At 62.5% G+C, this 21,777-nt stretch carries 16 protein-coding genes; 6 read left to right on the top strand and 10 right to left on the bottom strand.

What is annotated here, in order from left to right:
• Window positions 1-3: 3 nt before the first annotated feature.
• The 6 genes from AC1RRC_RS27100 to AC1RRC_RS27075 form a co-directional block, all read right to left on the bottom strand.
• Window positions 4-783, bottom strand: coding sequence for a M48 family metalloprotease (locus AC1RRC_RS27100; RefSeq protein WP_493058715.1), 780 nt, complete (start codon window positions 781-783; stop codon window positions 4-6).
• A 67-nt stretch (window positions 784-850) separates the two neighbouring features.
• Window positions 851-1,405: a hypothetical protein gene (locus tag AC1RRC_RS27095; protein WP_493058714.1), complete on the bottom strand. Its 555-nt coding sequence runs from the start codon at window positions 1,403-1,405 to the stop codon at window positions 851-853.
• Window positions 1,405-3,771, bottom strand: coding sequence for a YHYH protein (locus AC1RRC_RS27090; protein WP_493058713.1), 2,367 nt, complete (start codon window positions 3,769-3,771; stop codon window positions 1,405-1,407). Before AC1RRC_RS27090 ends, AC1RRC_RS27095 begins: the two co-directional genes overlap by 1 nt.
• A 416-nt stretch (window positions 3,772-4,187) precedes the next feature.
• Window positions 4,188-6,071 (bottom strand): 1-deoxy-D-xylulose-5-phosphate synthase, encoded by a 1,884-nt coding sequence (gene dxs / locus AC1RRC_RS27085; protein ID WP_493058712.1) that lies wholly within the window; start codon window positions 6,069-6,071, stop codon window positions 4,188-4,190.
• Entirely contained in the window at window positions 6,072-6,959 is an 888-nt protein-coding gene (locus tag AC1RRC_RS27080) for a polyprenyl synthetase family protein (protein ID WP_493058711.1), read from the bottom strand. It abuts the gene before it with no gap.
• Entirely contained in the window at window positions 6,956-7,216 is a 261-nt protein-coding gene (locus tag AC1RRC_RS27075) for an exodeoxyribonuclease VII small subunit (protein ID WP_493058710.1), read from the bottom strand. The genes AC1RRC_RS27080 and AC1RRC_RS27075 overlap by 4 nt, the downstream gene beginning before the upstream one ends.
• 338 nt (window positions 7,217-7,554) lie before the next feature.
• On the opposite strand from AC1RRC_RS27075, the gene AC1RRC_RS27070 reads away from it, so the two are divergent.
• Genes AC1RRC_RS27070 through AC1RRC_RS27060 form a run of 3 tightly spaced genes read left to right on the top strand, consistent with a single transcriptional unit; the run spans window position 7,555 to window position 10,490 of the window.
• Window positions 7,555-8,655, top strand: a complete 1,101-nt coding sequence (locus AC1RRC_RS27070; protein WP_493058709.1) for an aromatic ring-hydroxylating oxygenase subunit alpha — start codon at window positions 7,555-7,557, stop codon at window positions 8,653-8,655.
• A 51-nt stretch (window positions 8,656-8,706) separates the two neighbouring features.
• The gene (locus AC1RRC_RS27065) at window positions 8,707-9,627 is read left to right on the top strand and encodes a DMT family transporter (protein WP_493058708.1); all 921 of its coding nucleotides are present in this window, start codon (window positions 8,707-8,709) and stop codon (window positions 9,625-9,627) included.
• Between the two features lie 11 nt (window positions 9,628-9,638).
• The gene (locus AC1RRC_RS27060) at window positions 9,639-10,490 is read left to right on the top strand and encodes a sulfurtransferase (protein ID WP_493058707.1); all 852 of its coding nucleotides are present in this window, start codon (window positions 9,639-9,641) and stop codon (window positions 10,488-10,490) included.
• Between the two features lie 102 nt (window positions 10,491-10,592).
• Here AC1RRC_RS27060 and AC1RRC_RS27055 read toward each other — a convergent pair whose 3' ends face one another.
• Together AC1RRC_RS27055 and polA are read right to left on the bottom strand one after the other, a co-directional pair.
• Window positions 10,593-11,345: a ZIP family metal transporter gene (locus AC1RRC_RS27055; protein WP_493058803.1), complete on the bottom strand. Its 753-nt coding sequence runs from the start codon at window positions 11,343-11,345 to the stop codon at window positions 10,593-10,595.
• 269 nt (window positions 11,346-11,614) lie between these two features.
• A complete protein-coding gene (polA, locus tag AC1RRC_RS27050; protein WP_493058706.1) occupies window positions 11,615-14,383 on the bottom strand; it encodes a DNA polymerase I in 2,769 nt (922 codons plus the stop codon).
• 187 nt (window positions 14,384-14,570) lie between these two features.
• On the opposite strand from polA, the gene AC1RRC_RS27045 reads away from it, so the two are divergent.
• From AC1RRC_RS27045 to AC1RRC_RS27035, 3 genes are read left to right on the top strand one after another with little or no spacing between them, the layout of a single operon-like run.
• On the top strand, window positions 14,571-14,966 hold the full coding sequence (locus tag AC1RRC_RS27045; protein ID WP_493058705.1) for a hypothetical protein: 396 nt from the start codon (window positions 14,571-14,573) through the stop codon (window positions 14,964-14,966).
• Between the two features lie 56 nt (window positions 14,967-15,022).
• On the top strand, window positions 15,023-15,979 hold the full coding sequence (locus AC1RRC_RS27040) for a homoserine kinase (RefSeq protein WP_493058704.1): 957 nt from the start codon (window positions 15,023-15,025) through the stop codon (window positions 15,977-15,979).
• A complete protein-coding gene (locus AC1RRC_RS27035) occupies window positions 15,979-16,755 on the top strand; it encodes a BPSS1780 family membrane protein (protein WP_493058703.1) in 777 nt (258 codons plus the stop codon). The genes AC1RRC_RS27040 and AC1RRC_RS27035 overlap by 1 nt, the downstream gene beginning before the upstream one ends.
• A gap of 151 nt (window positions 16,756-16,906) precedes the next feature.
• On the opposite strand, the gene AC1RRC_RS27030 is transcribed toward AC1RRC_RS27035, so the two are convergent.
• Together AC1RRC_RS27030 and AC1RRC_RS27025 are read right to left on the bottom strand one after the other, a co-directional pair.
• Window positions 16,907-19,195 carry a UvrD-helicase domain-containing protein gene (locus AC1RRC_RS27030; protein ID WP_493058702.1) on the bottom strand — a complete coding sequence of 763 codons (2,289 nt, stop codon included), beginning with the start codon at window positions 19,193-19,195 and terminating at the stop codon, window positions 16,907-16,909.
• Window positions 19,196-19,446: 251 nt separating this feature from the next.
• Complete coding sequence (locus AC1RRC_RS27025) at window positions 19,447-21,711, bottom strand: M56 family metallopeptidase (protein WP_493058701.1); 2,265 nt, start codon at window positions 21,709-21,711, stop codon at window positions 19,447-19,449.
• Between the last annotated feature and the right edge of the window lie 66 nt (window positions 21,712-21,777).

The following is a 21,777-nucleotide window of genomic DNA, read 5'->3' as shown; positions in this document are numbered from 1 at the left end:
CGCCTAGGGACCGAGCAGCCGCACCATGCCACGCGCCGTGCTGATACGGGACGCGTAGAGAGGATGGCTGGCGATCAGCGGCTCACCACCTTCGGTGGCCGCCAGCACGGCCAGTTTTCCGTAAAACGACGTCATGGCCCGCACCGGCCAGCCTGCGCGGTGCGCTATCACCATGCCCAATTGATCCGCTTCGCGCTCCTGGATGTGCGACAGGCCCGCCAGCCGCACTTGCATGCGCAAGTCGCTGCCGAGCCGCTCGATCGCCACCTCGACCGGCACATACGGCGTGCTCATCAACATGGCTTCCGACAGGGTTTCGCGATGGTGTTCCGCCACCGCGTGGGCCACCTCATGGGCCAGCAGCACGGCCAGTTCGCCATCGTCCAGCGCCAGCGCGCGAATGAACGGGCCGCCCACCAGGATCTTGCCGCCAGCCTCGCAGTTGGCCTCGACATCCGGCGCTTCCGCCACATGCCATTCCCACTGCCAGAGCGCCACTTCCGGCTTCAAGCTGGCCGCCGCCGCGACCAGCCCGTCGCCGATCGCCTGCACGCGGCGCAGCAGCGCCCGGTCGGTATCGAGCTTGCCGGCAGCCGCCAGCGCCACCACCTGTTCGATGTAGCGCAATTCCAGCGATTCGCTGACTTCATCGAAACCGTAGCGCATCTCTTGCCAGCGCCCGGATTCCGGCGCCTCGGCATGCTGCGCAAGCGCCGTTGCAGCCTGGCCCAGCAGGCAAGCGGCAAGTCCGGCAAGTCCGGCCATACCGCGCGCGGCGCCCATGATGTCCCCAATTGAAATAAACTATTTATTTCAATATAGGAAACGAATCACGCCTGCGCAAGGACCATCAGAACACCACGGCGGGCGACGGCTGGTCCGGCTTCACCCAGACCTGTGCGGGGCGGTAGGACACCACCAGCACGTCGCGGAATTCCGCCGGAAACTGCATTTTCAGCGCATGAAACTCTTCGCCCGCCGCCAGTTCCGCCCGTACTTCCAGCGGCGCTTCGTGGCTGTGGGCGCCCGGCATGCGCACCAGCAGCATGGCCCGTTCACGCATTTTTTGCTGCACCTGCACGGCCGCCGGCCATTGCCAGCCCCGGAACGCCAGCGGCTGGCCGGCTTTCAGGGTTGCGCGCGTGCCTTGCTCGAATTTGCGGTGCACGCCATCGAGCGCCTGCTGGAATTGCGCGGCCGGCATGGTGGCGTGGGTCAGCATAAATTCCTCGAAGGGACGGTTTGCCGCCAGCGCCTGGTGCAGCGCCGCAGCATAATCGAGGTACAGGGTCAGCGACAGGTGGCCGCCGTCGCGCAGCACCAGCGTGGCCCGATTCGCTTCCATTTCATGCGCGTGGCACGCCCCCGCCACGACCAGCATCGCTGCCGCCATCCACTGTTTCATTAAAATGCCCTGCAATCGTTTTCGGTGGCGGTTTGCACGCCGTTGGTCTTGAACACGAACGTCCAGCACAGGCTGCTGGTCCGGGTATACAGGATCTGGTATTTATTGGTCCCCTGCTCCCATTCCAGTGTCGTGGTGCCACCGATGGCCAGGCTGGCGGCCGTGGCATTAAGCGACATGTTGGAAACGCCGGAACCGCCGCCCGGTCCTTTCGGGTTGTGCAGCACAGCGAACTTGCCACCCTGCCCCGCCAGGTCCGGACTCGGCGTACCCCGGAAGCACGACAGGATGTACGGGCTGGTATCGGTCACGTGATAGGCATATCCCGCAGGCGCGTTTTGGTGCGTCAGCGTATTGCCGCCACAGACCGCGTCGCGCGTGGCGGTGGTGCCGTCCGGGTTGTTGTAGCCGAAGATCGCAAAGCCATCGAGCGCCCAGCCGATCGGGTGGGTGTCCCAGTAGCTGGACGACTGGTCCGCCATCATGCACACCGGCGCCGCATGGTAGTGGTAGTCATCGGCGCGGCCCGCGTGGCCGTTGCAGATATCCAGCTCCCCCTGCACCTTGGTGTCGCCGCCGCCGGTCGCCGTCTCGCAGCCACCCTGCTTGCACGGATTGAAGATGGGGATGCCGTTGACTGCCACGCCGATCGGGCCGTCCAGCGCGGTCGTGGTGTTGGCCGCAATGGCCGGGTTCAGCGGGATTTTCCATGCATTCGACCCCGTAAAGTTTTGCGCCACCGGCACTTGCAGGATGGTTTGCGTAATCCCTTTCATCATCGGGTGCGCGGTCTGGATGCCGTACGTGCTGAAGTACGCGTAGGTTTCATCGCACGTGATGCCCAGGCTGTTGGCTTTTTCATAGGGGCCGATGGCGCGCTTCATCGACAGGCAATTCAGCGTTGCCTGGGTGCGGGTATTGAGCAGGTTCAGCGTTGCGGTTTTCAAGGTGACCGGGGCCAGCGCCTGCGCCAGCACACTGCCTGTGACCTGGCTGGCCGTAAAGGCCGACAGGTTGGGCGCCGCCGACAACGCATACACGGTGAAGGTATAGGTCTTGGTGCCCGCGCCGGACGAACAGGGCGCCGCATAGCCAAGGCCGGCGCCATCATCGGCAAAGCCGAACGCGCCGCCGCCCATACCGCCTGCATCGAGGCTGGTGACGGAGGCGGGAATGTTATACAACAGCCAGTTGTATTTGACGCTGCCCGGGCCGGGGATGGTGCTCATCACCACCGCGTAGCTTTGCGTCACGGACGGCGCGCCGCTCCATGCCAGCGGGGGCGATTTGCCGGTGCCGTCGCAGGTGTAGGTATTGGGCATGGTGGCGCCTTCCATACCGGCCGCCGAGGTAACGCTGAAGCCTGACGAACCGGCGCCGGCCACCGGCGTCACGCTGGCGCTGGCCGACGCCACGCCAGCGCCTACCGCGTTGATGGCCATCACGCTGCACGTATACGCCGTCCCGTTGGCCAGGCCGGTGACCGCCAGCGGGCTGGCCGTGCCCTGCGCGGTGACTGTCGCGCTGCCGGCCGTGGCAGCCGTGCAGGCCGCCTGATAGCTGGTAATCGGCGCGCTGCCATCTTGCGTTGGCGCGGTAAACGCGATGCTGACGCTGCCATTGCCTGCGATGGCCACGCCGATCTGCGGTGCGCCCGGCACCGCGCCGGCGGGTTTCGCCAGCGGCGTAAAGGCAATGCCGGTGCGGATGGCTGGCAGGACACGGGCGCTGTTTTCGGCCCCTTCGCTGAAGAATTGCAGCACGTCCGGCACGTCGGTGGCTTTGCTGTCCAGGATGTCGGTCCAGTATTTTGCACCGGCCGCATCCGGCATGCGCTGCAGCACGTTCTGGTAGAACGCCATGACCAGCGCCGCATTGGTGGGCTTGTCGCCATACAGCGTTTTGGATTCCTTATCGGCCAGGAAGCTGGCCGCCACGTCGCGCAAACCGGCGCCCCGGTCCATGACGTCGATCCAATAGCCCAAGCCGGCGGAGTCGGGCACGCGGTTGAAGGCGGCCTGGTACAGGCGATACGCCTTGCCGGCATTGCCCGTCACATCAAACGACACCGTAACATCGGAAAATTGCAGGCGCTGGCTGCTGGCGGCAGTGACAGACGCGCCGCCATGGACCGGCGTGACAAGAAAGCCGGAACCCTCGGCAGTGATGGTGTAGTCGCCGCGTTTGCCGGAAAACACCAGGGCGCTGGCCGCGGTGGCCGCGGGGTCGGCCTTTACCGGCTCAGTGGACGGGGCGGCCCCCATCTGCAATCGCGGGTTGGACGGCTGACCGCCGTCGCTGCCGCCGCAGCCGGATAATCCGGCGAGGCCGGCGGCTACCAGTACAGGTCCATATATTGCACGCATAAGCCCCCCTTCCACATCGTATGAACGGACATTATCGCGTGCAATTGTGGAAAAAGAAGGGAGCTGCGTGGACACACTGGCATCCGCGCAACACCGTGGGGTCAGGCGTGCATTGATGCGTTTTTTCGGCGGGGTCAGGCGTGCAATCGTGCGTTGCTGGCGGCAGCATACGGCAGAACGCCCGCAGCGACGGCTTGTTTCGCCAACCAGCGGGCACGGCGGCGGCCGGGAGCGGGATGCATCGACGCCAATCGAAGGGGGGACTTAGGCGGCGGCCCGCTCACTGCAAGGAAAAGTATGCACGAATGCACGCCTGACCCCACGGCGGAAACGCATGAATGCACGCCTGACCCCACAGGGTTTGAAGGGAGGAGTGGCGCGGATACTTGGGTATCCGCGCAGCAGAGGGCGTGGTTTTAGGCGTTGTTGACGACCAGGCGCGGTTCGTCGGAACCGGCGGCCGCGCCGAAGCGGGCTTTGATGGATGCGGCGATGCCGGCGGCGTCGAGCCCCGCCAGCGACAGCAGCTTGGCCGGATCGCCGTGGTCGATGAACTTGTCCGGCAAGCCCAGCATCAGCACGGGTTTGACGATACCTTCCACCGCCAGCGCTTCCGCCACGGCGGCGCCAGCGCCACCCATGATGCAGCCCTCTTCCACCGTCACCAGCACGTCGTGGGTCGCGGCCAGTAACCTGACCAGGTCCACGTCGAGCGGTTTCACGAAACGCATGTTGGCGACCGTCGCATCGAGCTGGTCGGCCGCGCCCACGCTTGGCGCCACCATCGAGCCGAAGGCCAGGATGGCGATACGCTTGCCCTGGCGCTTGATTTCGCCCTTGCCGATTTCAATGCCGTGCAGCGCCGGTTCGATCGCGGCGCCGATGCCGGCGCCGCGCGGATAGCGCACCGCCGCCGGACCTTGGTAGTGGTAGCCGGTGGTCAGCATCTGGCGGCATTCGTTTTCATCGGATGCCGCCATCACCACCATGTTCGGGATGCAGCGCAGGTAGGCCAGGTCATAATTGCCGGCGTGGGTCGCGCCATCGGCGCCCACCAGGCCGGCGCGGTCCAGCGCAAACGTCACGTCCAGGTTTTGCAGCGCCACGTCGTGGATCAGCTGGTCGTAGGCACGCTGCAGGAAGGTCGAATAAATCGCCACCACCGGCTTCAAGCCTTCGCACGCCAGGCCCGCGCCAAACGTCACCGCATGCTGCTCGGCGATGCCGACGTCGAAGTAGCGGTCCGGGTTTTCTTTTTCAAAGCGCACCATGCCGGAACCTTCGCGCATGGCGGGCGTGATACCGACCAGGCGCTTGTCCTGTTTCGCCATGTCGCACAACCAGTTGCCGAACACTTCGGTGTAGGTGATCTTCGCTGGCGTAGTGGCCGGCTTGATGCCTTCGGCCGGATTGAATTTGCCGGTGCCGTGGTACAGGATCGGTTCCGCTTCGGCCAGCTTGTAGCCCTGGCCCTTTTTCGTCACCACGTGCAAGAATTGCGGGCCCTTGAGCTTCTTGATGTTTTCCAGGGTCGGGATCAGCGATTCCAGGTCGTGGCCGTCGATCGGGCCGATGTAGTTGAAACCGAATTCCTCGAACATCGTGGCCGGCACCACCATGCCCTTCGCATGTTCTTCGAAGCGTTTGGCCAGTTCCAGCATCGGCGCCGGCAGCACGGACTTGCCGACGTTTTTCGCGGCCGCGTAAAACTGGCCCGACATCAGACGCGCCAGGTAGCGGTTCAAGGCGCCGACCGGCGGCGAAATCGACATGTCGTTGTCGTTCAGGATCACCAGCAAATTCAGGTCTTCCTGCACGCCGGCGTTGTTCAGCGCTTCAAACGCCATCCCGGCCGTCATCGAACCGTCACCGATCACGGCGATCGCGTGGCGGTGTTCGCCCTTGATCTTGGCCGCTTGCGCCATCCCCAGCGCGGCGGAAATCGAGGTCGACGAGTGGGCGGTGCCGAACGTGTCGTATTCGCTTTCGTCGCGGCGCGGGAAGCCGGAAATGCCATCCATCTGGCGCAAGGTGTGCATCTGCTTGCGGCGGCCGGTCAGGATCTTGTGCGAATAGGTTTGGTGGCCAACGTCCCACACGATGCGGTCATACGGCGTGTTGAACACATAGTGCAGCGCGACCGTCAGTTCCACCGTGCCCAGGTTGGATGACAGGTGGCCACCGGTCTTCGAAACGCTGTCGAGCAGGTAGTTGCGCAGTTCGTGCGCCAGCGGCGTCAGTTGGTGGCGCGCCAGTTTGCGCACGTCCGCCGGGTCATCGATATTTTCTAGCAAGTTCATTTAAGCCTTCCGCTGCACGATCAGGTCCGCCAGTTCGCGTAACCGCAGTGCTTTGTCTCCAAATGGCGCCAGCGCCGCATGCGCTTCCTGCCGCAGTTGTTCCGCCAGTGCGCGCGACGGCTCCAGGCCGAGGATCGATACGTACGTGGGTTTGTTGTCGGCGGCATCCTTGCCGGCCGTCTTGCCCAAGGTGGCCGAATCGGCCGTCGCATCGAGCACATCATCGACCACCTGGAATGCCAGGCCGATGGCGCGCGCATACACGTTCAGCGCCGTCATTTCGTCATCCGACAAATCCTTGCCGGCCAGCGCGCCCAGCACCACCGACGCGCGCAGCAAGGCGCCTGTTTTCAGCTGGTGCATGCGTTCGAGCTGCTCCAGCGACAAACTGATGCCCACGCTGTCCAGGTCGATCGCCTGGCCGCCGCACATCCCCGCCGAACCGGCCGCATGGGCCAGCAGGCGCAGCATCGCCACCTGGCGCGCCGGGGGTAAGGACGCGTCAGCCAATACCAAAAATGCCTGTGCCTGCAACGCATCGCCCACCAGCAGCGCGGTGGCGTCGTCGTAGGCCACATGCACCGTGGGCTTGCCACGGCGCAGTTCATCGTCATCCATGCACGGCATGTCGTCGTGCACCAGCGAATACGCGTGAATCATTTCCACCGCCGCCGCCGCGCGCGACAGCACGGCCGGTTCCGCGCCCGACAAGGCGCCGGCCGCGTACACCAGCAGCGGGCGCACGCGCTTGCCGCCACCCAGCAGCGCATAGCGCATCGCCTCATGCAGCTTGGCCGGCTCGGTGCCGGCCACCGGCAGGTACCCGTCCATGTCGGCTTCCATGCCGGCCTGGATGGTTTTCATCCAGTCCTGGAACGTGGCGCTCATGCCTGCACCTCATCAGCAAACGGTTTCAGCATATCGCCTTCCAGGATTTTCACTTGCGACTCGACCTTGTCGAGCTGGCCTGCACAATATTTCACCAGTTCCGACCCGCGCGCATAGGCGGCGACCGACGCTTCCAGCGGCAATTGACCCGATTCCATTTGCGTGACGAGCGCCGCCAGTTCGGCCATGGCCTCTTCAAATGAAACTGGCGCAGCAGGGGCGGAGCTGGCCGGATCGGAATTCAGTTTTTTAGACATAAGCATTTATTCAATGTGGCCAGGCAGTCAGCCCGCCGGCGCAGTGTAGCCCGTTATTTTAGAACAAACCAACGAATGAAGTTGAAAAATGCCGCTTGCGCCACAGTTGGGTGCGCTGAAAATCATTGCATTAATGATTAGTAATTTGCGGCAACACCACAGGCGCCACCCCATTTACCCCACCTATCCCGGGATGCCTTGTGTCATATCAACCTGTTTAACACATTTTCACGGTATAATCTCCGGTTCTGTCCGAAATACCGTTTCCTTAACTGACAACAGGTCTTTACGGATTCTGTCTCTTCTTGGTTGCTGTACATTAATTAAGGGGGGTTGGGATGTCCGATCTGGCTACCCACGCCATGCTGGCGCGTTCACACGCGCAACTTCCAGTAAACGTCTACTTTGACAAAACGCTGCTGCAGCGTGAAATGCAGTCGCTGTTTAAAGCCGGCCCGCGCTATGTCGGGCATGAATTGATGGTACCGAACGCGGGCGACTTCATGACGCTGGCGGCGGAGAATGACGGGCGCATGCTGGTGCGGAACGCCAATGGCCTGGAAGTCCTGTCCAATGTGTGCCGCCACCGCCAGGCCGTGATGTTCAATGGCCGGGGCAACGCCAATACCATTGTGTGCCCGCTGCACCGCTGGACCTATGACTTGAAAGGTGAATTGATCGGCGCACCGCACTTCGCCGAGACGCCGTGCCTGAACTTGCCGAAAACCCGCCTGCAAAGCTGGAACGGCCTGCAGTTCGAGCAAAATGGCTACGACGTCATGGACAAGCTGAAATCGCTGTCCGTGACCAAGGACCTCGATTTCAGCGGCTACATGTTCGACCATGTGGAAGTGCACGAGTGCGACTACAACTGGAAGACTTTTATTGAAGTCTACCTGGAGGATTACCACGTCGAGCCGTTCCACCCGGGCCTCGGCGCGTTCGTCAGCTGCGACGACCTGCGCTGGGAATTCGGCGCCGATTACAGCGTCCAGACCGTGGGCGTGAACCGTGGCTTGCGCAAATCCGGCTCGCCCGTGTACCAGAAGTGGCACGAGCAGGTACTCCAGTACCGCAACGGCGAACCGCCGCCGTATGGCGCGATCTGGCTGACCCTGTATCCGAACATCATGGTCGAGTGGTATCCGCACGTGCTGGTGGTCTCGACCCTGTGGCCGATCGGCCCACAGAAAACCCGCAACGTGGTGGAGTTCTACTATCCGGAAGAAATCGTGCTGTTCGAGCGCGAATTCGTCGATGCGGAACGGGCGGCCTACATGGAAACCTGTGTCGAAGACGATGAAATTGCGCTGCGCATGGATGCCGGCCGCAAGATCCTGATGGAACGCGGCGAAAACGACGCCGGCCCCTATCAGTCCCCGATGGAAGACGGCATGCAGCACTTCCACGAGTGGTACCGAAGTAAGCTGGAAGTTTAAAGAATGGGTGCCGGGCCTACAGGCCGGGCACCCACATCTCAAAGGCAGTCAATGCACTCTCTGTGGATGCTCTTCGCCAGTTTCCTGTTCGCCGCCATGGGCGTCTGCGTCAAACTGGCCTCCGAACTCTATAGCACGTCCGAACTCGTCATGTATCGCGGCATCATCGGCATGACGATCCTCTACACCATGATCCGCCTGCAGGGCGGCACCCTGAAAACCGCTTACGCCTGGGCCCATACGTGGCGCGGCGTGGTCGGCGTCCTGTCGCTGTGGCTGTGGTTCCATTCGATCAGCCAGCTGCCGCTGGCCACCGCCATGACCCTCAACTACATGGCGCCGATCTGGATGGCGCTGTGGCTGTTCACCCATGGCTGGTGGCACCGCACTGGCCATATTGAATGGCCGCTGATCGCCGCCGTGTGCATGAGCTTTGTCGGCGTGGTGCTGCTGCTGCAGCCAGCACTGGAAAAAGACCAGCTGGGCCCCGCGCTGATGGCGCTGGGGTCATCCGTGCTGACGGCAATGGCTTACCTGCAAGTGCGCAAACTGGGCCAGCTCGGCGAACCGGAATACCGCGTGGTGTTTTATTTCTGTGTCTCGAACTTGCTGGCCGGCGTCGGTGGCCACGTGCTGGAAGCCGGCAGCGGCCCCGTCACCTGGCATGCGATCGACAGCTGGCGCAACCTGGCGCTGTTGCTGGGGATTGGCTTGCTGGCGACGTCGGCCCAGGTGGCGATGACGCGCGCGTACCGCCTCGGAAAAACACTGGTGGTGGCCAATTTGCAGTACACCGGCATCGTGTTTTCCAGCATCTGGGGCGTGCTGGTGTTTGCCGACACCTTTGACTGGCATGCATGGCTCGGCATCGCGGTGATTCTTGCGTCAGGCAGCGCGGCAACGTTTTACAATACGCGCAGTACGGAACGTGGCAAAGCCATAGCCGACACCGATCCCATCGCCAGCGAATAAGGATACAAGACATGCATACCACCCTGATCAGCGCGGCCACGCTTGCCCAGCACCTGACAGACCCGAACTGGATCATCCTCGATTGCCGCCACGATTTACTGATGCCGCAAGCGGGCCGCGAAGGCTTTGCCATCGGCCACATCCAGAATGCGCAATTTGCCGGCATCGACGACGATCTGTCGGGCCCGAAAGCCGCGCTGGACGGCGTCTTCAAAGGCCGCCACCCGCTGCCGGACCGCGCCACTTTCATTGAAACCCTGCGCAACTGGGGCATCAATGACGACACCCAGGTGGTGGCGTATGACGCGCACGGCGGCATGTATGCGGCGCGCCTGTGGTGGATGCTGCGCTGGATCGGCCACCAGGCGGTGGCGGTGCTCGATGGCGGCATGGCGGCGTGGCAGGCCGAGGGCTTGCCGCTGGTGACGCCGACCGTCGGACGTCCCCGTGGCCATATCACCGAACGCCCGACCCTGACGTCCACCGTGACGGTGGCGGAAGTGCTGGACAATGTGACGCATGGTCGCAAGCAGGTGATCGATGCGCGCGCCCATGACCGTTTCCGTGGCGAGAATGAAACCATCGATCCGGTCGGCGGCCACATCCCGGGGGCGAAAAACCGCTTCTTCAAGGATAACCTGCTGCCGGACGGCCGCTTCAAGCCGGGCGCACAGCTCAAGCAGGAATTCTCGCACCTGATTTCCAACCCGACCAACGCCATCATGCAGTGCGGCTCCGGCGTGACGGCCTGCCACAACATGCTGGCACTGGAACTGGCGGGCCTGCATGGCGCCGCACTGTATCCGGGGTCGTGGAGCGAGTGGTGCTCGGACAAGTCGCGCCCGGTGGCGACCGGGGCTTAAGCCAGCAAGGATGGGACACATCCCATCACCACTGGCGGAAACCGCCATGCATGCATCCCGTTGAGGCAAGCATGGCGGCTTTGTAAAAGCCGCCCTACCAATTCAATGCCGGTGAGCCGTCAGGAACAGTACGATACACACGCCCAATGCAATCAGCAGCACCTGCGGGATGGTTTCCTTCAGGGTCGCCCGGCGCTGCATTTGCGGCATCAAGTCGCTGACGGCGATATAGATAAAGCCGGACGACGCGAACACCAGCACATACGGAATCATGCCGCTGGCTTTGTCGAGCGTGTAATAGCCGAGCAAACCGCCCGCGACCGCCAGCAGGCTGCACAGCAGGTTGTACACATAGGCGCGGGTGCGCGAAAAACCCGCATTCAGCAAGACGATAAAATCGCCGATTTCCTGCGGGATTTCATGGGCAATGATGGCCACGCCCGTCACGATGCCCAGGCCAGGGTCGGCCAGGAACGCGGCGGCAATCAGGATGCCGTCGGTGAAATTGTGCATGCCGTCGCCGACCAGGATCATCCAGCCGGCCTTGCCGGCTTCGCGCTTGTCGTGGCCGTGCGAATGGTGGTGGCCGTCGCCTTCATGGTGGTGCGAGTGGCGCAGGATCGCCAGTTTTTCCAGCATGAAGAACGCCAGCAAGCCGGCCAGCAGCGCCGCAAACAGGGTGCGCGGATCGGCGCCCGATTCAAACGCTTCCGGCAGCGCGTGCAACAGCGACGTCGACAGCATGATGCCGACCGACAGGCTGACCATGCGTTCCACCACCTTGGCCAGCAAGGTAAACGAAAACACCGCGGCGGCTGTCAAACTAATGACGCCGCCGATCGTGGTAGCCAGCAGGATGGAAATAAGTGTGGAATCGATTTTGAAACCTCGTGCGCACCGCGTGCATCACTTGCAAACCGGACATTGTAACGTCCGGCGCGGATTTTTGCCGGGCCCGGAACGCGAAAAACAGCCCCGAACGTCATACCGTAGGGCGGTTTTGCTGAAGGCAAAGCCGCCATGCCGGCGTCACGGTACTGCCGGAGCTGGCGGTATCGCACGCATGGCGGCTTCCGCCCCGGCGGCAACCGCCCTACGAAATCACGCCGCGTGGCAGCAAATAATCAATGGGCTTCTTCCCAGTTCTTGCCCACGCCGACTTCGGCCAGCAATGGCACCTTCAGTTCCGCCACGCCCGCCATCAATTCCGGCACCTTGCGCTTGACCAGTTCCAGTTCGTCGTCCGGCACTTCCAGCACCAGTTCATCGTGCACCTGCATGATCATTTTGGTCTGGAGGCCATCGTGTTCCAGCCAGTCCTGCACCGCCACCATGGCCAGCTTGATCAAGTCCGCCGCCGTGCCCTGCATCGGCGCGTTGATGGCCGCCCGTTCCGCCGCCTGGCGGCGCGGGCCGTTCGGCGAGTTGATTTCCGGCAGCCACAGACGGCGGCCAAACACGGTTTCCACATAGCCGCGCGCCTTGGCCTGCACGCGCGTGTCTTCCATATAGTGCTTCACACCGCTGAACCGGGCGAAATAGCGCTCGATGTAACTTTGCGCGGCCGCCCGTTCGATCCCCAGGTTGGCGGCCAGGCCAAAGGCGCTCATGCCGTAAATCAGGCCGAAGTTGATCACCTTGGCATAGCGGCGCTGCTCGCTCGTCACATCAGCCGGCGCCACGCCGAAGATTTCCGCCGCCGTGGCGCGGTGGATGTCTTCCCCCGCCGCGAACGCCTTCAGCATGTTTTCATCGCCCGAGATGTGCGCCATGATGCGCAATTCGATTTGCGAATAGTCGGCCGACACGATGTGGTGGCCCGGGGCCGCCACGAACGCTTCGCGGATGCGGCGCCCTTCGGCGGTGCGCACCGGGATATTCTGCAAATTCGGGTCGTTCGACGCCAGCCGGCCCGTCACCGCCACCGCTTGCGCATAGTTGGTATGCACCCGCTGGGTGGCCTGGTTGATCATGGCCGGCAACTTGTCGGTATAGGTCGACTTCAGCTTGGCCATGCCACGGTATTCCAGCAAGACTTTCGGCAGCGGATAATCCTCGGCCAGCTTTTGCAGCACTTCCTCGTCGGTGGACGGTGCGCCGCTCGGGGTTTTCTTGACCACCGGTAGCTTCAGCTTGTCGAAGAAAATTTCACCGATTTGCTTGGGCGAACCCAGGTTGAAGGGCTGCTCGGCCAGTTCATGCGCATTCTTTTCCAGTTCCAGGATGCGCGCGCCCAGCTCGTTCGACTGGGTGCGCAGTAAGTCCGGATCGATACGCACGCCATTGCGCTCGATTTTTTGCAGCACGATCGCGGTCGGCAACTCGATGGTTTCGTAAATGCGCTTGAGGTTTTCATCGCCCGCCACCTGACCAATCATGGCCAGGTGCAGGCGCAAGGTGATGTCGGCGTCTTCCGCCGCGTATTCCGTGGCGCGGCCGATTTCCACCTGGTCAAACGTAATCTGGTTCACGCCCTTGCCGCATACGTCGACGAATGGAATCGTGGTGTGGTTCAGGTGGCGCAGCGCCAGGCTGTCCATATCGTGCTTGTGATGCGATTCAAACACATACGACTGCAGCAGCGTGTCATGCGCGATGCCGCGCAGGACCACGCCATGGTTGGCGAAAATGTGGCTGTCGTATTTGAGGTTCTGGCCGACCTTGTGTTTATTGGCGTCTTCCAGCCAGGGCTTCAGGCGCTCCAGCACATAGGCGCGGTCGAGCTGCTGCGGTACGCCCTGGTAGCTGTGCGCGACCGGGATGTAGCAAGCCAGGCCCGGTTCGGTGGCCAGCGAAATGCCGACCATTTGCGCCGTCATCGGTTCCAGCGACGTGGTTTCCGTGTCCACCGCGGTCAGTTCGGCCTGGTTGATTTTTGCGATCCACGCGTCAAGCTGCGCTTCCGTCAGCACGGTTTCATAGTGCACATTGGCCGGCGCGGCGGCGGCGCCAAACAAATCGCCCGTGGCCGGGCCCAGCGGCGCGGCGGGTGCGGCCGACGCGGCTTTGGCAGTGACAGCAGCCGATGGGGCCAGGCCGCCCAGTTCGCGCAACAGGGTTTTGAAGCCGTACGTGGTGAAGAACGTCACCAGCGCTTCCTTGTCCTCGCCGCGCGCCACCAGCGACTCGGAAATCGACATCATGTGCGCGGACAGGTCGCAGTCTGTTTTGACGGTAATCAGTTCGCGGCCGCGCGGCAGCCACGGCAACGCGGTGCGCAAGTGTTCGCCCACGGCGCCCGTGACTTTATCGGCGCTGGCGATAATGCCATCGAGCGTGCCATATTGCGTCAGCCATTTGACGGCGGTCTTCGGACCGCATTTATTCACGCCCGGTACGTTATCGACGGTATCGCCGATCAGGGTCAGGTAATCGATGATCAGGTTCGGCGGCACGCCGAATTTGGCCAGCACGCCGGCTTCATCGAGTTTTTCATTGGTCATCGTATTGATCAGGGTGACCTTGCCGTTGACCAGTTGCGCCAAATCCTTGTCGCCGGTGGAAATAATCACGTCCATGCCGGCTTTGACCGCATCGACCGACAGGGTGCCGATCACGTCATCGGCTTCCACCCCTTCCACGGTCAGGATCGGCCAGCCCATGGCGCGCACGGCTTCGTTGATGGGCTCGATCTGCTGGCGCAAATCGTCCGGCATCGGCGGGCGCTGCGCCTTGTATTCGGGATACAGGTCATCGCGGAAGGTCTTGCCCTTGGCGTCGAACACGCAAGCAATGTAGGCGGCTGGGAAGTCTGCGCGCAGGCGGCGCAGCATGTTGACCATGCCGTGCATGGCGCCCGTCGGGTAGCCATTCGGGCCGCGCAAGTCAGGCAGTGCGTGGTAAGCGCGATAGAGGTAACTGGAACCGTCAACCAGCAGCAGGGTCTTTTGCATAACAGACAACCAATGAACGTGAATCCACCATTATCGCAGAACTGCGGGGCTGGCTGGTATGCAACACAAGCTTTCCCGGACGGCAATTTCCCCCTTGAGAAAACCGGGTTTAAAGCCAAGCTGTTAGGGGTTTGTTACAATGGAAAGGCAAGCAACCGCCTGCACAACCGACTGAGGCGAAATCACCATGCGACTTTCCACAATCTGGCCAGTTCTCATCCTCGCCCTGGGCAATACAGCGCTGGCTCAGGCGCCATCCGCCGCGCCACCCAAGCTCGACAAAATCGACGAAATTGACACCCCTATCACGGTGACCAACAAACCGAAAGAAAAAGCGGTCAACGAAAAACGCGACAACAGCGGCCGCGTGACTGAAGTCAAGGTCAAAAGCGGGCCGTCGTCGTACACCGTGAAACCCAAAAACACCACCACCAGCACGGCATTGCCTGGCGACGCCGCCGGCATGGCGAACCGTGGTCCCCAGTGGACGGTGATGGAATTTGATCTCGGCAAGAAAAAGACCAAGCAGAAGGATGACGAGGGTGACGACAATGCGCCGCCTCCGCCGTCACAAAAACCCTGACCGCGTCCCTTGCCTTCTTATTAATTTTTTATCAGCTATCACAGCTCCGCTTTCTCATGGCAGTTTTTACCCCGGTCAGCCTGGATGATGTCAGCCAGTGGATCACGCAATTCCCCCTCGGCAAACCGGTCGCGATCAAAGGCATCGCTTCCGGTATCGAGAACAGCAACTTCTTCCTGACGACCGAGAGCGGCGAATACGTCCTCACGATTTTCGAGAACCTGTCGTTCGAACAATTGCCGTTTTATTTGAACCTGATGCGCCACCTGGCCGACCGCAATGTCGCCGTACCGGCGCCGATCGCCAACGACCAGGGTGAACTGGTGGTGGCCCTGCATGGCAAACCCGCATCCATCGTTACCAAGCTGGTGGGCAGTTCGCAACTGTCGCCACAACCCGTGCACTGCGCGGAAGTCGGCGCGATGCTGGCAAAAATGCACGTGGCCGGCCTCGACTACCCGGCCTACCAGCCCAACCTGCGTGGCCTGGAATGGTGGCACTGGGCGGCGCCGCAAGTGCTGCCGTTCATGCCGGCCGAAACCGCGTCACTGCTGCGCGATGAAATCCAGCTGCAGGACAGCTTTGCCAAGTCCGACATTTACAAGAAGTTGCAACAGGGCCCGGTGCATGCCGACCTGTTCCGCAACAACGTCATGTTTGACGGCGAAAAGCTGACCGGCTTCTTTGACTTTTATTTCGCCGGCTGCGACACCTGGCTGTTCGACGTGGCGGTGACCGTCAATGACTGGTGCATCGACCTCGACACCGGCATCCTGGACACCGCGCGCGTGCGCGCCATGCTCGACGCGTACCACGCCGTGCGGCCATTCACGGCGGCGGAACAGCAATCGTGGTCAACCATGCTGCGCGCCGGCGCGCTGCGTTTCTGGCTGTCGCGCCTGTACGACCTGCATTTGCCGCGCGAAGCGGAAATGCTGACGCCGCACGATCCAACCCACTTTGAACGCATCTTGCGCGAACGCATTGCGGTCGCCGCACCGGCACTCTTCTGATGAACAAGCTCCCCGCAAGCACCGGCTGGCTGTGGATCAAACAGGGCTTTGCCCTGTTCATGAAACAGCCGGCGGGCCTGACCATGCTGGTCATTGCCTATTCCTTCCTGATGCAATTGCTGAGCATCATTCCCTGGGTGGGCCCGGTGGCGGCCATGGTGCTGACGCCGGTGTTCTGCATCGGTTTCATGCGCGCTTACCAGGGGGTGGAACAGCAGCAGCGCGTCACGTTGAACGTGCTGTTTGACGGCTTTCGTTCGCCGGTGCTGCCGCGCCTGATGACCCTGGGCGCGCTGTACCTGGCGGCCATGGCCGTCATGATGGGGATCTTTGCGCTGAATATGGGGGATGTCGCGGTCCAGGTGCAGAAACAGCAAGTCACGCCGGAAGTGGCCATGAAACAGGTCAACGTTGGCGCCTTGTTGTTCTGGCTGCTGGCGATCGGGGTGCCGGCGGGCATGGCGTATTTACTGTCGCCGATGCTGATTTACTGGCAGCAGATGAAAGTGGGCAAGGCGTTGTTCTTCAGTTTCTTCACGATCTGGCGCAGCTTCCGGGCCTACCTGGTCTTCCAGCTGTGCTGGGTCATGCTATTCATGATCGTGGTGCAAGTGCTGGCCATGGTGTTTGGCGCCAACACCACGCAAATGCTGGTGCGCGCGCTGCTGTTCCCGGTTGCGCTGGTGCTGTATCAGTGCGCGTCGTATTGCTGCTATAAACACTTCTTTGGCGCGCCGTCGGAACAGGCGGTGGCGCCTGAAAAAACCGTTGACTGAAAACCCGTAGGGCGGACTCCACGAGGCCGCCATGCTTGTGCCGCCAATGGCGCTGGCTGCACGGACCGGCATGCATGGTGGCTTCCGCCCCGGCGGAAACCACCCTACCGATTTTGCACCCGGATGCGTTCAGCGGCGCCACCCGGCGATCTCAGCGTCCCAGCTTTTCCAGCTTGGCCACCGACAAATCCAGCACCTTCATGCCGTGGCTGCCGAAATTGATTTGCGCGCGGCAGTTGTCGCCGCTGCCTTCCAGGTTGACGATCACGCCTTCGCCAAAGCGGCTGTGCGAGACCGCTTCGCCGATGCGCCAGCCGGACGATTTTTGCGCAACGCGCTGCGTCAGCGCCTTGTCCGCGCTGAAGGTCAGCGGCGCATCATCCCAGGCGGATTTGCGGTTGCCAAACCATTGCGCCTGCACGCGCGGCGACAGCCATTTCAGGGACTCTTCCGGCAATTCATCGAAGAAGCGTGAACGCACGTTGTAGCGGGTCTGGCCGTGCAGCATGCGGGTCTGTGAAAACACCATGTACAGGCGCTTGCGGGCGCGGGTGATCGCCACGTACATCAGGCGCCGCTCTTCTTCCACGCCGTCGTCTTCCTTGGCGCTGCTTTCATGCGGGAACAAGCCTTCTTCCAGGCCGGCGATAAACACATTGTCGAATTCCAGGCCCTTGGCCGAGTGCACCGTCATCAATTGCATCGCGTCCTGGCCGGCCTGCGCCTGGTTGTCGCCCGCTTCCAGCGACGCGTGCGACAGGAAGGCCGACAGCGGCGACATCACGGACGACAGCGGCGCGTCGGCATCGAGGATTTCCAGGCCGTCGGCATTGACGATGGCTTGCCCCGCCTGCGCTTCAGCGCGCGGCCCCATGTGCGCCGGGGCATCCTGGCCATAGCCTTCTTCCGACACGTACTGCTTGGCCGCGTTGACCATTTGCTCCAGATTCTCGATGCGGTCCGCGCCTTCTTTTTCAGTGGCGTAATGCGACAGCAAGCCACTGGCGTCCAGCACCACGCGCACCAGTTCCGGCAGCGCGAATTGCTGCGTCTCGAAGCGCGCGCCTTCGACCAGTTTCACGAACGAACCCAGCGATGTCCCCGCCTTGCCCGTCATGTACGGCACCGCCGCATACAGCGACACGCCATATTGGGTGGCGGCGTTTTGCAACAGCTCGATGGTGCGCACGCCGATGCCGCGCGCGGGGAAATTCACCACGCGCAGGAAAGCGGAATCGTTGTGCGGGTTGTCCATCAATTGCAGGTACGCGATCGCATGCTTGACCTCGGCGCGCTGGAAGTAGCGCAAGCCGCCGTACACGGTGTATGGAATCCCGGCCGAGAACAGCGCATGCTCGATCACGCGCGATTGCGCGTTGGACCGGTACAGCACCGCGATTTCACTGCGGCGTACGCCTTCGTTGATCAGGTTCTTCGATTCTTCGATGATCCACTGCGCTTCCTGCAAATCCGAGGTGGCTTCATACACACGCACCGGCTCGCCCTGCCCCGCATCGGTGCGCAAATTCTTGCCCAGGCGGCGGCTGTTGTTCGAGATCAGGATGTTCGCCGCATCGAGGATGTGGCCGTGCGAGCGGTAATTCTGCTCCAGCTTGATCAGGTTTTGAACACGGAACTCCGTTTCAAAGGCGCGCATGTTGCCGACATTGGCACCGCGGAACGCATAAATACTCTGGTCATCGTCGCCCACGGCAAACACGGCGCTGGCGCCCTCGCCCGACATCAGCTTGAGCCACTTGTATTGCAAATCGTTGGTATCCTGGAACTCGTCGACCAGGATGTGGCGGAAGCGCTGCTGGTAATGTTCGCGCAGCGGCTGGTTGCGCGACAGCAGTTCATAGGTGCGCAACAGCAGTTCGGCAAAATCCACCACGCCTTCGCGCTGGCACTGTTCGTCGTACAGCTCGTACAACTCGATCATCTTGCGCTCGTTGGCGTCGAACGCTTCCATCTGCGCCGCGCGCACGCCGCTATCCTTCGCGTTGTTGATGAAGTACATCACGTTTTTCGCGGGGAATTTGTCGTCATCGATATTGAACGCTTTCAGCATGCGCTTGATGGCCGACAGCTGGTCTTGCGTATCGAGGATCTGGAAGGTTTGCGGCAGCGCGGCATCCTTGTAATGGGTGCGCAGCAGGCGGTTGCACAGCCCGTGGAACGTCCCGACCCACATGCCCCGTGTATTAATCGGCAACATCGCCGACAGGCGCGCCAGCATTTCCTTGGCGGCCTTGTTGGTGAAGGTCACTGCCAGCAGGCCGGACGGCGAAATCTGGCCGGTCTGGATCAGCCACGCGATGCGGGTGGTCAGCACGCGGGTTTTGCCGGAGCCGGCGCCAGCCAGGATCAGCGCGCTTTGCGCGGGCAAGGTGACGGCGGCAAGTTGTTCGGGATTGAGGTTGTGGAGGAGATTTTGCATCCCGTGATTATACCGGGCGCGGATGGCGGAAGGCAGGCGGGAAGGCGCTTGCCGCCACGGTTTTGTCCCGCCAGGGGTGGCCTGGCGGGATCTGATCGACATTACGGGGGCTGGCACTGAATGTACTCGACATTACGCGGCCTGCCCCTTTACACAGCAACACACTACTCGACAATACAGGGCCTGGCCCCTTTACAGCACCTTTACAGCAACGCGGCATTCAGGGCCCGCCCCTCCACACGGCAGGAACGTCAAAGCATCGGCTTGGCCTGGCCATTGCGCACGGCCTCTTCGATCAGACCACGCACGGTCTTGTCCGCTTCGCGGCTGATGCGCGCCTGTTCGCGGCCCAGTTCACCCATTTTGCGGCCCAGCTCTTTCATGGGCTGGCTGGCTTCCTTCATCTGGCGGCCCAACTCCTTCATCGGCTCGTATGCCAGCGCCAGCTGCGCATGGTTTTTCGCCAGTTCCTGCGACGCTTGCGCCATTTGCCGGGTCAGCGGTTCCATCTTCGCCTGCAGCGCTTCCATCTGCTGGCGGTCGATGTCGCGCTGGCCCTCGCTGCGCTCGCGCTCCATCTTGCGGGCCGCTGCTTCCAGCTGGCGGCCGATGGCTTCCTGCTGGCGCGCCAGTTGTTCCATCTTGCGCTCAGCGGCGCGGCGTGCTTCGCGCTCGGCCTGGTTGCCTTCGCGCTGCGCCTGCAGCGCATCCATTTTCGCGGACAAGCCATCCATGACCTGGCTGTGCTGGTCCATGATCTTGCCCTGCGCATCCATCTGCTCTCCGAGCTTTTCCGTCGGCGCCCACGCGGCATGAGCCCTGGCCAGCAGTGCAGGATCCTGGATCAGATACGCCTTGCCGCCGCTGCGATACCAGATGAAGTCGCCTTTGACGGCACCTTTCAGGCGTTTCAATTCATCGATATCGGCTTCGGTGCCGGACAGTGAAATATTCCGGCTGCCCTGCACCACGGCATAGGTGTCCTTGTTGTTATTGCTGATGTGCAGGTGGCGGAAGCGTTCGCCATGCAGGTCAGGGCGTGGCGCTTTCGGTGGTTTCGGCGGGCGGGGGACGGCGCCCGGCGCGGGAGGCGCTTCCGGCACATCCACCATCGCGGGCACGGCCGGCGCTGCCGGTACGGCAGGCGCTGCGGCCACGGCCGGCAAGGCCGCCATTGCCGGCAAGGCGCGGGGTGCGGGCGCCGCCGCGGGTGCTGGCGGTGCGGGCGGTGCTGGCGGTGCTGGCGGCACCGGCGCATCTTCCACCAGTTCCTCGCCGCCTGACAGCGAGGCTCCCGCCGCGACGCGGCTGGCGCCATCATTGGCGCGGTTGGCGTCATTCACGCGATTGGCGTCATTGGCCCAGTTCGCGTCATTGGCCCGGTTCGCCTCATTGGCCCGGTTGGCGTCATTGGCCCGGTTCGCGTCATTGGCACGGTTGGCGTCATTGGCGCTATTGTCTTCCGACGTGACGGTAATCTTGCCGCGCACCGTGTCGAAGCTCGGTGCCGCATGGGCATACAGGACGGCGCATGCCGTGCACAGCCCCAGCAGGGGCGCCGCGATTTTCCAGCTGAGGGGTTCGGAGCCTGGACGGACTAGGCGTTTGATACGGGACATGAGGTTTCCTCCGTGGGCCGCGTGGGCCAGTTGGGGGGTGGAGAACTGGAAGCGGTCCAGTTCCGACAATGCAAGGGCCAGGCGCCGCGGTTCGCCGAGCGTGCTTGCGGCTATATCGTCTGCAATCTGTTCCCGTTCGACACGGATGCGGTTGGACAGCATCCACACGACAGGATGGTAGAACAGCAAAATCTCGATGGTGCTCTGCACCAGGTTGACCAGGTAATCGTGGCGGCGGATATGCGCCAGTTCGTGCGCCAGCAGCGCTTCCAGCAAATCCGGCGGCATGCCCGTCACCAGCGAGGCCGGCACCAGCACCACCGGTTTCCAGCAGCCGGCCGTCATCGGCCCGTCCAGGTGTCCGGCAATCGCCAGCCTGACTTCGCGCGTGAGCCCCATGCGCAGCGCCAGGTTGTCCAGGCGCTGCTGCCAGGCGGCATCCGTGAAATCCGCGGCTTGCAAGGTGCGTTCACGCACCCACAGCAAACCCAGCGACAGGCGCAGGGTCATGACCGCCGCCCCCGCCGCCCACAGCAACACCAGCCATGGCAACTGGCGCTGCACCAAGTAGCGCCACGACGTCCATTGGTCGGCATCCATCAGTTCAGGCACGGCGGGCGCGCCGGCCGCCGCCAGCCAGTTGCCGTCCGCTGCCGCAACGGCGGCGTGCAACGAGGCCGCTTCCACCAGGCGCAGGACAATGCCGGCCAGCGGCAGCGCCACGCACAGCAGCAGCGCGGCGCATGCCACCGCATAGCGCGCCTGCGGACGGGCATTGCGCAAACCATGCAGCGCCAGCGATGCACCGCAGCCGATCAGCAACCCTTGCCACATAAAATGCAGCAGCGACCAGCCGATGGCCGGCAGCAAGGCTGAGAAAAAAGCGTCTGGGGTCATGCGAAGCTCCTGATTGGTTGCAAAGTAGATTAAATGATCTAGACATCCGTGTCTAGAACTTTTTTT

It is taken from the genome of Pseudoduganella sp. GW821-FHT12E03 (assembly GCF_058807115.1).
Note: the sequence above shows the minus strand (reverse complement) of the source record. Positions and strands in the feature narration are given on the sequence as shown.

Coding starts and splice junctions, on each gene's coding strand:
- AC1RRC_RS27100 (WP_493058715.1), bottom strand. CDS start 783: ATGGGCGCCGCGCGCGGTATGGCCGGACTTGCCGGACTTGCCGCTTGC.
- AC1RRC_RS27095 (WP_493058714.1), bottom strand. CDS start 1,405: ATGAAACAGTGGATGGCGGCAGCGATGCTGGTCGTGGCGGGGGCGTGC.
- AC1RRC_RS27090 (WP_493058713.1), bottom strand. CDS start 3,771: ATGCGTGCAATATATGGACCTGTACTGGTAGCCGCCGGCCTCGCCGGA.
- dxs (WP_493058712.1), bottom strand. CDS start 6,071: ATGAACTTGCTAGAAAATATCGATGACCCGGCGGACGTGCGCAAACTG.
- AC1RRC_RS27080 (WP_493058711.1), bottom strand. CDS start 6,959: ATGAGCGCCACGTTCCAGGACTGGATGAAAACCATCCAGGCCGGCATG.
- AC1RRC_RS27075 (WP_493058710.1), bottom strand. CDS start 7,216: ATGTCTAAAAAACTGAATTCCGATCCGGCCAGCTCCGCCCCTGCTGCG.
- AC1RRC_RS27070 (WP_493058709.1), top strand. CDS start 7,555: ATGTCCGATCTGGCTACCCACGCCATGCTGGCGCGTTCACACGCGCAA.
- AC1RRC_RS27065 (WP_493058708.1), top strand. CDS start 8,707: ATGCACTCTCTGTGGATGCTCTTCGCCAGTTTCCTGTTCGCCGCCATG.
- AC1RRC_RS27060 (WP_493058707.1), top strand. CDS start 9,639: ATGCATACCACCCTGATCAGCGCGGCCACGCTTGCCCAGCACCTGACA.
- polA (WP_493058706.1), bottom strand. CDS start 14,383: ATGCAAAAGACCCTGCTGCTGGTTGACGGTTCCAGTTACCTCTATCGC.
- AC1RRC_RS27045 (WP_493058705.1), top strand. CDS start 14,571: ATGCGACTTTCCACAATCTGGCCAGTTCTCATCCTCGCCCTGGGCAAT.
- AC1RRC_RS27040 (WP_493058704.1), top strand. CDS start 15,023: ATGGCAGTTTTTACCCCGGTCAGCCTGGATGATGTCAGCCAGTGGATC.
- AC1RRC_RS27035 (WP_493058703.1), top strand. CDS start 15,979: ATGAACAAGCTCCCCGCAAGCACCGGCTGGCTGTGGATCAAACAGGGC.
- AC1RRC_RS27030 (WP_493058702.1), bottom strand. CDS start 19,195: ATGCAAAATCTCCTCCACAACCTCAATCCCGAACAACTTGCCGCCGTC.
- AC1RRC_RS27025 (WP_493058701.1), bottom strand. CDS start 21,711: ATGACCCCAGACGCTTTTTTCTCAGCCTTGCTGCCGGCCATCGGCTGG.